This is a genomic window from Sandaracinus amylolyticus (assembly GCF_021631985.1).
Lineage (GTDB): Bacteria > Myxococcota_A > Polyangia > Polyangiales > Sandaracinaceae > Sandaracinus > Sandaracinus amylolyticus_A.
In genome coordinates this window covers 10063394-10077101 of record NZ_CP070225.1, presented here as the reverse complement: position 1 = coordinate 10077101, position 13708 = coordinate 10063394, and the positions used below count along the sequence as shown (strand labels likewise).

At 69.3% G+C, this 13708-nt stretch carries 12 protein-coding genes; 7 read left to right on the top strand and 5 right to left on the bottom strand.

The window, feature by feature from the left end:
* Complete coding sequence (locus I5071_RS42890; RefSeq protein WP_236519194.1) at positions 1–456, bottom strand: glutaredoxin family protein; 456 nt, start codon at positions 454–456, stop codon at positions 1–3.
* Between the two features lie 142 nt (positions 457–598).
* On the opposite strand from I5071_RS42890, the gene I5071_RS42885 reads away from it, so the two are divergent.
* The 6 genes from I5071_RS42885 to I5071_RS42860 all read left to right on the top strand — a co-directional run bounded on the left by I5071_RS42885 (position 599) and on the right by I5071_RS42860 (position 5645).
* The gene (locus I5071_RS42885) at positions 599–1054 is read left to right on the top strand and encodes a hypothetical protein (RefSeq protein WP_236519193.1); all 456 of its coding nucleotides are present in this window, start codon (positions 599–601) and stop codon (positions 1052–1054) included.
* Positions 1055–1417: 363 nt separating this feature from the next.
* Complete coding sequence (locus I5071_RS42880; RefSeq protein WP_236519192.1) at positions 1418–2935, top strand: carboxypeptidase M32; 1518 nt, start codon at positions 1418–1420, stop codon at positions 2933–2935.
* 32 nt (positions 2936–2967) lie between these two features.
* Entirely contained in the window at positions 2968–3690 is a 723-nt protein-coding gene (locus tag I5071_RS42875; protein WP_236519191.1) for a M15 family metallopeptidase, read from the top strand.
* Between the two features lie 39 nt (positions 3691–3729).
* Complete coding sequence (locus I5071_RS42870) at positions 3730–4170, top strand: hypothetical protein (RefSeq protein WP_236519190.1); 441 nt, start codon at positions 3730–3732, stop codon at positions 4168–4170.
* A 222-nt stretch (positions 4171–4392) separates the two neighbouring features.
* Positions 4393–5415 carry a DUF6585 family protein gene (locus I5071_RS42865; RefSeq protein ID WP_236519189.1) on the top strand — a complete coding sequence of 341 codons (1023 nt, stop codon included), beginning with the start codon at positions 4393–4395 and terminating at the stop codon, positions 5413–5415.
* Positions 5412–5645, top strand: coding sequence for a hypothetical protein (locus tag I5071_RS42860; protein ID WP_236519188.1), 234 nt, complete (start codon positions 5412–5414; stop codon positions 5643–5645). Before I5071_RS42865 ends, I5071_RS42860 begins: the two co-directional genes overlap by 4 nt.
* Positions 5646–5714: 69 nt before the next feature.
* Here the strand turns inward: I5071_RS42860 and I5071_RS42855 are convergent, their stop codons facing one another.
* From I5071_RS42855 to I5071_RS42840, 4 genes are all read right to left on the bottom strand, one after another.
* Positions 5715–5990 (bottom strand): GlsB/YeaQ/YmgE family stress response membrane protein, encoded by a 276-nt coding sequence (locus tag I5071_RS42855; RefSeq protein ID WP_053239052.1) that lies wholly within the window; start codon positions 5988–5990, stop codon positions 5715–5717.
* Between the two features lie 228 nt (positions 5991–6218).
* Positions 6219–7532 (bottom strand): hypothetical protein, encoded by a 1314-nt coding sequence (locus I5071_RS42850; RefSeq protein WP_236519187.1) that lies wholly within the window; start codon positions 7530–7532, stop codon positions 6219–6221.
* Positions 7533–7633: 101 nt separating this feature from the next.
* Positions 7634–9700, bottom strand: a complete 2067-nt coding sequence (locus tag I5071_RS42845) for an alpha-amylase family glycosyl hydrolase (protein WP_236519186.1) — start codon at positions 9698–9700, stop codon at positions 7634–7636.
* Positions 9697–11436: a cadherin-like beta sandwich domain-containing protein gene (locus I5071_RS42840; RefSeq protein ID WP_236519185.1), complete on the bottom strand. Its 1740-nt coding sequence runs from the start codon at positions 11434–11436 to the stop codon at positions 9697–9699. Before I5071_RS42840 ends, I5071_RS42845 begins: the two co-directional genes overlap by 4 nt.
* Before the next feature lie 556 nt (positions 11437–11992).
* Between I5071_RS42840 and I5071_RS42835 the strand changes: the two genes are divergently transcribed.
* A complete protein-coding gene (locus tag I5071_RS42835; RefSeq protein WP_236519184.1) occupies positions 11993–13690 on the top strand; it encodes a serine/threonine-protein kinase in 1698 nt (565 codons plus the stop codon).
* Positions 13691–13708: the final 18 nt, after the last annotated feature.

Genomic DNA, 13708 nt, shown 5'->3' with positions numbered 1-13708 from the left:
TCAGCGACGCCGCGCGGCGTCGTCGATCGCGGCGCGCAGGCGCGCCTCTTCGAAGCCCACGAGCACCTGACCGTCGACGTCGAACGTCGGCAGGCTACGGCGCGGGTTCAGCATCTGCAGCTGCGCGAGCGCGCCGGCCCGCCGATCGACGTCGACCTCGTGGTACGTGATGCCCTGGTCGCGCATCCACGCCTTCGCGCGGCTGCACGCCTGGCACCACGCCGCGCTGTACATCTCGATCGACACGATGCGGCTCGCATCGGCGAGCGTCTCCGGAGGCGCGTGTCCCTCGTGCACCGCGGGCGCGATCACTTCCGGCACGATCGCCGCCTGCTCGGCGTGCCCACGACCTCGGGTCGCGGCTGCCGCGCTGACGATCACACCGCCGATCGCGACGAGCGCGACACCGATCCAGATCGCGGGACTGCGCCGCCCCGCCGAGGGCCCTGGGCTCACGGTGCAGAGACTGACACGACGCGCAGAGCACGTCGAGATGGGCTCGTGGCGCGACGCACCGCGTCAGGCGAGCTACCCTCGCGCCCCGGAGGTAGCGATGAAACCGCACCGTCTTGTGCTTCTCTCGACGCTCCTGGGCCTGATGATCGCGAGCTGCGGCAACGATCCCGAGAACGTCGCGGGCACGTACACCATCAACCTCACGAACGGCCCGAACGCCTGCATGTTCGCGAACTGGGAAGAGGGCAGCACCGTCACCGGCACCACCATCGCGGTCACGCAGGACGGCGAGTCGGTCACCGTGAACGTCGAAGGGCTCGCCGGCGCGTACCTCGACGTCGTGGTCGGCGGCAATCAGTTCGTCGGCACCGTCGACGGCAGCCACATCGATGCACGCCTCACGGGCAGGGCTGGTACCGAGGGCTCCTGCGCATACACGTTCATCGTCGACCTCGAGGGCGATCTCGACGGCGACGTGATGGAGGGGACGCTCACCTGGTTCCAGCAGACCAACGGCATCACCGAGTGCGGCATCCGCAACTCCTGCCAGAACACGCAGGCGTTCAACGGCACGCGGCCGCCCGGAAGCGGAGACTGAGCCCGTGCGCAGGGGACGCGCATCACGGTCCTCTCGCTGCGGACGCTCGCAATGCGCATTGCAGATCTGAAATTGCAGATCTGAAATCTGCGCGACATCGAGCGGACGAAAACCTCGTGATTTCGCGGCAGCGATCCCTGGCACGAACCTGGCTCTAGCGTACAGGTGCGGCGGCTCGTGAAGGCGTCCCCCCCCAGCCCACGAGCCGCCCACTTTTTCCGGACCGCCCCGCTCTCCACCGAGACGGGGCGGTTCTTTTTTCTGCCCCCGACGCGATGGGCGTTCTCTCTCGGCGTCGCCGATTTCGCGCTTCTCTCTCGTGCGCGCGGGCGCTAAAGGATTGTTCCTCCCGGAGGTCGACCTTTGCAGGCCAGCGAGTGGAGCGCGCTCGTCGCGCACCTCACCGAGATCGAGACGCTCGACGGCGTGATGGGCGTGCTCGGTTGGGACGAGCAGACGTACATGCCGAAGAAGGCCGCGGAGCTCCGCGGCGCGCAGCTCGCGCTGCTCTCCCGGCTGCACCACGAGCGCACCACCGACGAGCGCATCGGCCGCTGGGTCGAGCAGCTCGAGGGTGACGGCGCGACCACGAGCGATCCGATCCGCAGCGCGTGCCTGCGCAACCTCGGTCGCACCTATCGCCGCGAGAAGCGCGTCCCCGCGGACCTCGTCGACAAGCTCGCGCGTGCGCGCAGCGAGGGCTTCCAGGCGTGGATCGAGGCGAAGAAGAGCGCGGACTTCGCGCGCTTCGCACCGGTGCTGCAGACGCTGCTCGATCTCTCGCGCCGTCGCGCCGAGGCGATCGACAAGAAGCGTCATCCCTACGAGGTCCTGCTCGAGCAGTACGACCCGGGCACGTCGGTCGAGAGCCTGCGCTCGATGTTCGCGCGATTGCGCGAAGGGCTCGTGCCGCTGATCGAGGCGATCAGCGCGCAGCCGCAGCAGCCCGATCTCGGCGGCGGCTGGGACGAGACGAAGCAGTGGGCGCTCTCGCGCGAGGTCGCGGCGACGCTGGGCTACGACTTCGACGGAGGTCGTCTCGATCCGAGCGAGCATCCGTTCTCGACGGGCCAGGGCCCGGGCGACGTGCGCATCACCGCGCACCTCGACGCGAACGATCTGCTGAGCGGGCTCGGGGGCACGATCCACGAGACCGGTCACGCGCTCTACGAGCAGGGCCTTCCCGTCGCGCACACCGGCACGACGGTGCGCGAGGCCGCGAGCTACGGCCTGCACGAGTCGCAGAGCCGCTTCTGGGAGAACTACGTCGGGCGCAGCAAGCCCTTCGCGACGTGGCTCGCGGGCGTGGTGAAGAAGCACTTTCCTGAAAAGGCACAGAGCGCCGAGCGCGCGATCGACGCCGACGCGATCTATCGCGCGAGCAATCGCGTGGAGCGCGGGCTCATCCGGGTGCAGGCCGACGAGGTCACCTACAACCTGCACATCGTCATCCGCTTCGAGATCGAGCTCGCGCTCTTCGAGGGCACGCTCGCGGTGAAGGACCTGCCGAGCGCGTGGAACACGAAGTACCGCGAGTACCTCGGCATCACGCCGCCCGACGACGCGCGCGGCATGCTGCAGGACGTGCACTGGTCGGGCGCGGCGTTCGGCTACTTCCCGAGCTACACGCTGGGCAACCTCTACGCGGCGAGCTTCGGTGCCGCGATGCAGCAGGCGATCCCCGATCTCTGGGTGCGCGTCGAGCGCGGTGACTTCGCGCCGATCCTCGCGTGGCTACGCGAGAAGGTGCACACGCAGGGGCACGTGCTGGAGGCGCCGGAGATCGTGCGCGCCGCGGTGGGCGATCGCGATCACGTCGAGGATCTGCTCGCGTACCTGTGGGGACGTCAGGGCGCGATCTACGGCGTGAAGCGCGGCTGAGCGCGCGACGTCTGGCTCGATCGAGGATGGGAATGCGTACGAGCACGAGGGGTGTGATCGCGGCCGCCATCGCGGCGTCGATCACGGGATGGATGATCGCGTCGACCGGTGGCGCGCAGGAGACGGCGCAGGAGGCGCCGCTGCGCTGCAACGAGCAGCAGCCGGAGACCGGCCTGGTCCGGGGCAACTGGGTCGTGAAGGCGCGGATGTCGCCCGAGGAGCAGCGCGAGCGGCGTCGCCTCGCGCAGGAAGCGATCCGCGTGCGCACCCAGCGCTACGGGTTCTTCGAGGGCTTCGGGCGCAGCGAGTGGAACCCGCATCCGCCGCTCCACTACGCGCGCGGCATCCGCGTGTTCGGCCTGCCGGTGCGCCTGCACGAGCGCGTGGTCCCCGCGGTGCGCTGCGCCGAGCAGGCGATCGCCGAGTCGTGCACGGCGACTCCGTACACGCCGGTGCGCCTCAGCGGCATCCGCGATCGCAACACCTATCACAACGGCGAAGTCAGCAATCACGTCTACGGCATCGCGCTCGACGTCGATCCGCAGCGCAACTCGTGCTGCGGGTGCGTCGCGCCGTGGCCCGATCATCCGCTGTGTCGCCTCGAGACCGACGACATCTTCCAGCGCATGGCGATGCCCGAGTGCTGGGTGCGGCAGTTCCAGCGCTTCGGGTTCTACTGGCTCGGCGACGACGAGCTGCGCGACACGATGCACTTCGAGTTCCTGGGCGACCCCGATCGAATCGTCGCTCGTTGAGGGCAGATGGCGCGGCGGCGATCGGCCTACGATCGCCGCATGCGAGCCCTCAACACGTGCGCGGTCCACAGCGGTCGTCTGATGGAGATCGCAGTCGACGCCGGATACGGCAGCGCGACCGACGTCGACGACATGATCTCGAAGATCGGCGCGACGATGTCGCGCCTTCCACCCACGACGCGCGTGGTGATCGCCGCGGACTGGCGCGGCTGTCACCTCATGCCTCCGCCGGCCGCGGAGCGCGCGCACGTGATGCTGCGCGCGACCAACGATCGCATCGAGCGCAGCGCGATCCTCGGCAGCACGACGTCGAGCGTCGAGATGCTCCAGTTCATGCGCCTGGTGCGCGAGAGCCAGCACCCGAGCCGGCGCGTGTTCCAGGATCCGCGCGAGATGAGCGCGTACCTCGGCGAGCTGCTCACGCCCTCGGAGCGACGTCGCCTCGACGCGTTCCTCTTCCGCGCGCGCCCGTCCGCGTGAGCGCGGTGAGAGCACGACGCGAGCGACGCGAGCGTCGTGCTCTCACCGCGCTCGGGCGGGAGGGGGACCCGCGCGATTCACTCGCGCGGGGGAGGGTTCGCCGCACGAACCCTCCGGCGAGAGAGGCACTCATGGTGCCGCCGGTCGGCCGATCCGGCCGACCGGTGGTCGCCATGATGTGACGAGGGACGAGCGCGGGCGAGCCCGCGTAGACTCGACGTCATGCAGCCGTCGCCGTCCTTCGAGCAGCAGTTCGGGCCGCAGGGCACGCAGGGCCCGTATCGCCAGCCGGTCGAGCCCGCGTGGATGCGGCACGACCGCACGGCTGGACATCCCGAGGACGACTTCCTCGCGCCGGTCGAGCCCGCGATCGGCCCGGTGCTCTCGGCGTGCACCAACCGCACGAAGAGCGGATGGCATCCTGCGACGAAGATCCAGCGCAACCAGCGCATCGCCGCGGGTGTGCTCGGCTTCATCTTCGGCGGCATCGGCGGCGCGATCTTCGCGCAGCTGGTGCGCGACTTCGCGCTGCAGCTCGGGTTCTTCGTCGTGATGCAATTCGAAGGGGCGCTCACGCTGCTCTTCGGGCTCGCGGGCGCGGTCTTCGGGACGGCGCTGCTCGTCGCGCTCGTCTGGTTCGTGCGGCGCCCGCAGTCGACCTTCGTCGGCAAGCAGGGCCTGATGCGCTACACGCGCGGGCTGCTCCTCGGGCCGAAGCACGAGGTCTTCCGCTTCGACGATGCGAACGAGCTCAAGGTGCAGCGCGTCCGTCACTTCGTGAACGGCGTCTACACCGGCACGAACTTCGACTACACGTGGCGCGACGCGAACGGGAAGATCGCGTTCCGCATCACCGGTCAGTTCCGCGACGACGGAGCGCTGGAGTCGACCGATCCCGTGCACTTCGCGTTCGCGGCGGAGAGCGCGTGGTCGGCGCACCGCATCCAGCACTTCGACCGCATGATCGCGCAGCAGGGCATCGCGCGCTTCGCGTGTGGCCGCGACTGGATCGGCGTCGGAAAGGGGTTCCTCGAGATCGGCGCGAGCGGGCGCTCGGAGCAGATCCGGATCGACGAGACGCAGGACATCCACTTCGAGCAGGGCATGCTCGTGATCAAGAAGAAGGGCGCCAAAGAGGGCCTCTTCAAGAGCGAGGGTGTCTATCGCTTCCCGGTCGCGGCGCTGACGGATTTCCAGGTCTTCCTCGTCGTGCTCGAGGAGCAGACCGGAGTGCGTTTCCGATGAGAGCGCTGGTGATGGCGATCGCGGTGCTCGCGATCGGAGGAGGATGTGGCTCGAGCACGCCTCCGACGCAGACAGACGACGGCGCGAGCAGCGATGCGTGCGCCGGGTACCGCGCCGGTGATCCGTGCATCACCGAGGAGAACCTCGCGCAGTGTCGTGAGATGGCAGCGCGCTGCCCCGGTGCGGTGCTCGTGCTCGAGAGCTGTCCGCTCCAGTTCGCCTGCCCTTGAGCGCCGACGGAGACGCGCGCGCGACCCTCGGGCCGCGCGCTGCGATCACCGCGATGCGTGAGCGCTTCGTCAGGCCGTGCGGTGGTACGTGCGCCTGCCGACCATGCCCACGAGGAACAGGACGAGCAGAGCGCCGAGCACCGCGCCGATGAAGCCCGCAGGGTTCATGGCGAGCGCATCGCGGCCGGTCACCAGGTTGCCGATGAAGCCGCCGATGAACGAGCCGACGACGCCGAGGAGCGTGGTGGCGATGAGGCCCATGCCCTGCTTGCCGGGCATGATCGCGCGCGCGATCAGACCCACGACGAGGCCGAACAGAACCCAACCGATGATCGTGACCAACATGACGTTCTCCCACACTGCGATGCAGCGGATCGACGCCGCGCCCAATCGCGAACGTCACTCCCGATAGAGCAATCCCGTTGCCGACGTCGCGGAACGTCGGTTCTGGCCGAAAAAGGCGGGGGATTCGCAGGGAGTGAGGCCGAATGTCGCGATTGCGGCGAGGCCCACGGCGGAGTCGAGGCGCAGTGCGGCGAGGCGATCAGGCAACCCCGCCGCGAGCCCGCCTCCTCAGGTGCCGCAGGGAGCGCAGGTGCCGAAGCAGACGGGATCGAGCGTGATCGGGCCGGACGCGGTGTACGCGCGGTTGCGATAGCCGCCGTCCGACGCGACCGTGCAGCCCTCGACCAGCGGAGGCTCTTCCCAGCGCGTGCTCTGCCCGGGGCAGTCGATCGCGAACTTGTACTCCTGGACCAGGCCGGCCGGCATCGACACGCCGATCGCGTACACGTTGCCGGTGGTGTTCGTCATGACCGCCGCGCCGCGGTTCCAGTCGTTGAACACGCCCGGCGCGTGCACGGTGCAGCCGGCGCCCAGCGTCATCGTGCCGAGGTCCACCTGGAGCGTGACGTCGACCTGTCCGTCGCAGCCCTCGCAGGCACCGAAGCACACGGTGGGCAGCGTCGCGGTCTCGGCCGGCGTGAGCGCGCGATCGAGGTAGTCACCACCGTCGACACCGCACGTCGAGCCGTTCGGGATCGTCTCGGGATAACGCATGTCGCCGCACGAGTACGCGAACTTGTAGCGGACCGCGGCGCCCACCGGCAGCGTGACGGTCGCGGTGAAGACGTCGTCGCCGTCGGCGTCGGACATCGTCGCGTCCGCGTCGAGCGCCCAGTCGTTCCAGGTGCCGTACACGTAGACCGTGCAGCCGTCGGGCAGCGCACGCGCGGTCATGTCGACCTGGAACGTCACGTCGACCGGCGGCGCCGGCGGCGGCATCTCGTCCCAGACGATGTCGTCGACGAAGAGCCGCACCGCGCCGCTCGAGGGCGCGGCGAGCTCGAGCGTGAAGCCGTTCGCGACGTCGTCGTACTGGGTGTCGGTGACGTCGATCCAGTACTGCCGAGGCGTGGTGCCGAGCGCGATCGGCGGGGTGCGCAGCTCGAAGCCGTCGCCGTCGCGATGACCGACGCCGAACACCGCGTTCGCGCCCGCCACGTCGGCCCACGCATAGAACGAGACCGAGCGCGCGTCGCTCGGCATCGCGAAGCCGTACTCGTCACCCCAGTTCCCGCCGGGGCTCTGCCACGTCACGCTCGCGTAGTTCGCCGACTCCTCGAGAGCCGAGGGGTCGTACGCGATCACGTGGCAATCGCCGCGCTGTTCGGCGCCGGTCGCGCGCACCGGACAATCGACCGACGCCTCGACCGGATCGCCGCGGAACCCGGTGGGCTCGAAGTGATCGTCGACGACGATCGGAAACTCCTGCACACCGCCGTCCCGCTCGACGCAGACGTGATCGACGCACGCGAGCGAGAGAGAGGGGCTCGCACGGCGACAGTCGGAGTCCGAGTCGCACTGTCGTGCGGTGGTGTCGAGCACCACGGAGCAGCCGAGCGAGAGCGCCAATCCGCTCGCTACGAGAGTGCCAATCCGTCCGTCGATCGCTCGCACACATCCCCCTCGTGACTCGTGTCTCGTCTTCACGGCTCGTCCTCGCCACCGACGCGCGCGAAGATCATCCCCCTCCGAGCGGGCACGGTCAGCATCAGAGTACCACCCTCACCGACTCGATGCGTCGAGTCTCGGGCGCCGGGGGCGATGTCGCGCAGCTGCGTACCGGGCGCGAACGACGTGCGCATGCACGTGCTCGGCGTCGAGGGCGTCGTGCACGTGGTCGACGTCTGATCGGCCGCGGTGTTGAGCACGACGAGCAGCGTCTCGTCCGTGGTCTCGCGCTCGAACGCGAGGAGACCGTGGTCCGACGCGCCGCGCTCGCGGTCGGTCGCCCAGCGGATCGTGGTGCGCCCGCGACGGAGCGCGGGATGCGCGCGCCGCAGCGCGATCAGCGAGCGGACGTGCTCGAACGTCGGATTCTCGGTGTCGAACGGCGCGAGCCCGCGCGCAGGATTGCCGTCCCACATGTCCTCGCGGTTCGCGGGATCGGCGCCGCCGTCGAAGAGCTGCTCGGTGCCGTAATAGAGGCAGGGCACTCCGTCCCACGTGAGCAGATGGAAGAGCGCGGCGTGCAGCGACTCCACGCTCGCACCCGTGCTCAGGAATCGCGGCACGTCGTGGTTGTCGATGAACGTCACGAGCTGCTCGCTCGGCGCGACGCCCGTCCCGCCGCGCTCACGCGAAGCGACCGAGCGCGTGTGGTAGGTCGCGCCGGTCGCGAAGCCGCGGCCGCGACACCACTCGATCTCCTCGGCGGCGCCGCGTCGCGCCGCGAGCACGCACTCGACGTTGCGCGTCGGGCCGCCGTCACGGACGACCTCGTCGAACACGCGCCACTTGTTCGAGAAGTGCAGCATCGAGTCGAGCCGCGCGAACCCGCCGCGCGCATCGGTGCCAGGCCGCGTGTACGCGCCCACGAGCGTGTCGTCTCCGTCGAACGCCTCGCCGAACATGAAGAACGACGACTTGCCGAGCGATGCGGCGTGAGCGCGCATGCGCGGCGCGAAGTCGCCCCAGAAGCCGCGCACGTCGGGGTCGAGGTCCGGCCGATCGACGTGCTTCACGGTGTCGATGCGGAATCCGTCGAAGTCCGCGACCTCGACCCAGTGCGCATAGACGCGGAACAGCGCCTCTTGGACGATCGGCTGATCGGTGTCGAGACCCCAGAGACCTCCGCCGAAATCGGAGTACGTCTCCGCCTCTCGCACGAAGCGGCGAGAGAGCTCTCCCCCTGGGAAGAAGGGCGGGATCCGGCCGCGCCGGTGGTACCAAGAGCTCTCGTCGAACCACGGCAGATCGTCGGGCCAGTCGAGCTCCGGCGGAGGGCGCGGCGGCGCGCGACGGTTCATGTCGGGCCAGTCGAGGAACTCGACCTCGGTGAGCGCGTCGGGCCGCCCCATCGCGCGCACGCCGCGCGGATCGTAGAGGGGATCCCACTCGTTCACGGTGTCGAGGCTCTCTCCCGCGCTGCGGCAGTAGGCGAGCTCGTCGGCCGTGCACGCACCGGCCTCGCAGACGCGCGTGCAAGTGTGCGCGACACCCGCGCCGGGGATCTCGGACGAGGGCGAGCCGTCGTCGTCGACGTCGTAATAGAAGAGCTGTCCGATGTGGTTCGTGACGATGTCGAGCACCACGAGGATCCCGCGCCGATGCGCCTCGTCGACGAGCTCGCGCAGGGTCGCGAGATCGCCGAAGTGCGGATTCGGGCGCGTGAAATCGGACGCCGAATAGCCGTGATATCCGGCGGCGTCGACGTGGAGCTCGACGTTCTCGACGACCGGGCTGATCCAGATCGCAGTCGCGCCGAGCGCCTCGATGTAGTCGAGGCGCTCGATCACGCCGCGCCAATCACCGCCGTGATATCGCGCTCCGCGCGTGCGATCGACGTTGACGTCGTTGGTGGGATCGCCGTTCTCGAATCGATCGACGAGAATCTGATAGACGACCTGATCGCGCCAATCGACATCGGTGTTGGCCCGATGTCGAGGCACGCCGGCGTCGGGAACGGCGGGAGGCGCTTCACCTCCACACGCGCCCGCGAGAACAGCCAGCGCCGCGAGCAGCGCTCTCCGAGCGAGATGCGCGTCGATCACTGGATGGTGTAGCTCACGTGCTGGTCCAGCATCTCGACGCTCTCACCCGAGGTGAGCGGTGCGGTGGAGTCGGGCAGGACGTCGGCGACCTCGCCGTTCGCCATTCCGTCCCAGTCGTTCTGGAGCGTGATCAAGCGGATCGTGCTCCCCGCGCTCACACCGAGGAGGGAGAGCGGGATCCGGATCTCGGCGTAGAACGGGACTCCGTCGCTCGAGTTGAAGTCGGCTCCGATCATCGACTCGACGCCGGTGCCCGCAGTCGCGTCGTCCACGTAGGTGAACGCGGCGAAGGCGGCCTCGTTGCCTTGCGCGTGGAACGAAAAGTCGACGGTGATCGACGTCTCGAATCCCTTGTCGCCCCAGGGCAGAGGAGGATTCGAGGTGAACGTCGTCGCGCCGCTCGTCGAGCCGGTGTCGATGAGCAGATAAGCCTCGTTGTTCCAGCCCTTGCGCGCGCCACCGGCGAGGTAGATCGCGACGTAGAGGTTCGTCGCGTCGTTGGTCACGCGCAGGAGCGAGACGTCCGGCGGCAGATCGCCCACCCGCCCGATCGCATCGTCGACCGCGTCGGTGAACACCTCGGCGTCGGCCCAGTGCGCGTCCTCGACGGCCTCGGTCCCCCCGGGCGCCTCGACGACGATCGTCGGGTGCTCGTGAGTGACGACGATCGAGTAGGTCTCCGTCGTCGTCGCGTCGGGCGCCGTGACCTCGATCGTGATCGTGCGCGGCGTGCCGTGAGCGATCGTGATCGGAGCCGACGCCGCGCCCGATGCGACCGTCGCGCCGTCGATCTCGAGCGTCGCGCCGGGATCGAACGTCGTCGCGGTCACGGTCAGCGAGGGCGAGCGAAGGGTCGCGGTGTACTCGGTGCGATTGCGATCGAACGTCTCGCCGAGCGTGCCGCGCGAGAGCGTCAGCGCGGAGAGCGCGGCGAGCGACGATGCGCCCTGCTCCACGCTCACGGTGTAGTCCTGCTCCGAGCCGTCCTCCGCGACGACCGTGTAGATCACGTCCGACGAGAAGTCGTTCGTCGTCGTGCCCGAGACCTGCTCCACGTCGCCCACGCGCACCGTCGCGCTCGAGGTCGCGGTGAACGTCGCGGCGAGCTCGGTGAGGTCCGCATCGCCCGGCACGAACACCGTCACGGTGTGCGCCGTCTCGTCGATGTCGCCGACCGCGTCGGGATCGAACGACTCGAAGGCGAACGTGAGGAGTCGCTTCTCCGACGCCGGCGGCGCGAGCTCGACGTCGACCGTGTAGTCGCGCGTCAGGCCGTTCTGCGAGGTCACGGTGTAGACGACGGGCGCGCTGAAGTCGTTGGCGGTGGTGCCGGAGACCTGCGCGACGCTGCCGATGCGCGCGCTCGCGCCCTCGGCGATCGTGAACGTCGCGACGAGGCCCGTGAGATCGGTGCCGCGCGGCACCGTGACCGAGATCGTCGACGCGTCCGCGTCGATCTCACCGACCACCTCGGGCGTGAGCGAGGTGATCGCGAAGCGCGTGATGCGATTGTCGGCCGAGAGCTCGGGCGCCGTCGTCACCGCGGACGGCGCATAGAGCGCGCGATGGCCCGCCTCGTCGCGCACGAGCAGCGCGACGTAGTGCGCAGTGTTCGGCGTCAGACCGACGATCTCGACGCTGCGCAGGTTGCGCGTCCAATCGCGCACGAGCCCTGCGCCGACGACCGTCTCCGCCTCTTCGACACTGTCGATGGCGGAGGCCGCCACCGCGCTCATCACGACTTTGTACTCGAGCTCTGCGCTCGGCGTGACGTCGTCGGTCGCAGCGCCCCAGGTCGCGCGAGTCGATGTGGCCGTCGTCTCCGACAACACCACCCGACTCCCGACGACGGGCGCCGCGTCCGTCTCCGGATCGTCACCTCCGCACGCACCGAGCAGTACCAGCGCAATGATCGCGCAGGCGGTCGAGTGGTGGGCCACCATGCCAGACATTCTCCCCCATGCCTCGCTATCGAGTCGGCGACCCCGAGTCGGTGTCGCGCGCCTCACGGTGCATGAACGGCGCGAGCGTGCAAACGATCGATTTCATTTCGTTCGCACCGCGCGCCAGGATGTGGTCCGCGCGCGTCGTGTGTACGAACGGTTTCGCGCGAGTGACGAAATGGGGGCGGAGAATGGTTGATGCGCGCGTTGGGACGCGGGTATTTTGTCGTCGGGCTCGGGGCGCCCACGCGGAGATTTCCTCCGGAGTGGACGTGACTGGGTGGGGGGAGCACGCGGGCGTCCGATGAGCATTGCGCACGACACGGAAGTGGCGGCGCCTTCCAGCCGCATGATCGGCCGATATCGCGTGATCGCGCTGCTCGGCGAAGGTGGGCAAGCGCGAGTGTTCCTCGCGCTCTCGAAGGGCCCAGCGGGATTCCAGAAGCTGCTCGTCGTCAAGATGATGCGCGAGGATCTCGAGGATCCGATCTTCATCCAATCGTTCCTCCAGGAAGCGCGGCTCGCGGCGCAGCTCAATCACCCCAACGTCGTGCAGACATACGAAGTCGGGGAAGACGATGGCCGCTATTTCATCGCGATGGAGTACGTGCAGGGCCAATCGCTCGGCGCGATCCAGCGACGGCTCTCGCCCGAGTCACTGCCACTCACGATGCAGCTGCGGATCCTCGCGGAGACCGCGCGCGGGCTCCATCACGCGCACACGCTGAAGAGCTACGACGGCACGCCGCTCGACATCGTGCATCGCGACGTCTCGCCGCAGAACGTCATGATCTCGTACGACGGGCAGGTGAAGCTGCTCGACTTCGGCATCGCGAAGGCGGCGGGCGGTGAGGGCCTGACGCGCGAGGGGATGCTCAAGGGCAAGATCGCCTACATGCCGCCGGAGCAGCTCCGCGGCGACACGCTCGATCACCGCGCGGACATCTTCCCGCTCGGCGTGATGATGTGGCAGGCGATCACCGGGAAGCGGCTCGCGGGCGCGAACGTGCCCGAGCTGCAGCGCATCACGAATCGCATGTCGGGCAACGAGCCGAAGCTGCGCGACGTCGCGCCCGACACGCCGGTGCGGCTCGTCGAGATCTGCGAGCGAGCGCTCGCGCTCGAGCCGACGGATCGCCAGGCGACGGCGGAGCAGTTCGCGCAGGAGATCTACGAGTACCTCTCGGACACCTCGGCCGCGACCGACCCGCGCCTGCTCGGCGAGCTGATCGAGCCGCTCTTCGAGCGCGAGCGTCGCGAGATGCAGGTGCTCGTCGATCAGCAGATCCGACTGGCGAACAGCGCGGAGACCACCGACGTCGCGATCGCGCGGCTGCCGCGCGTGAGCGACTCCGAGCAGATCTCGTCGTTCTCGCCCGAGCAGCGCGCGCTCTCCGACGAGGCGCGCGACGCCGTGCGCACCGACGCGCGGACGCGACCGGAGCCGCATCGCCGGCGCGCCTCGCCGATGCTCGCGATCGGCGTGATCCTCGCGGCGGGCACCGGCGCGCTCGGGCTCGCGCTCGCGCTCACCGCGGGCTCGGCGCCGGACGCATCGACCGAGCTGCCGACTGCACCCAGCAGCGCGAGCGCGCCCTCCGACGTCGCGCCCGCAGCGCGCATCCGCGTGCACATCTCGGCGCAGCCGGAGACGGCACGCGCCGAGCTCGACGGCGCGAGCATCGCCCTTCCCTTCGACGTCGCGCTCTCGCCGGACGCGGCGCTGCACGTGCTCACGGTGCAGGCCGAGGGTCACGTGACCGAGCGTCGCGCGCTCGCGTTCGATCGTGATCTCGAGCTCGCCGTCGCGCTGCAGGCCGCGCCCGACGACGCGCCCGTCGCCCAGGAGGACGAGCGTGGTCGCCGTCCTTCGCGTCCGGTGCGCGCGCCCATCGTACGCGCCGAGACGCCGAGCGCCCCGCCCGCTGCACCGCCCGTCGCGCAGCCGCAAGCGCAGCCCGCCAGCGACGACGATGGATCGATCCTCGTCGCGCCGCGCCGCCGACTGCCCACCATCGACACCGACGATCCCTACGCCACGCCCTGATTGCCGAGAGAGCGCACT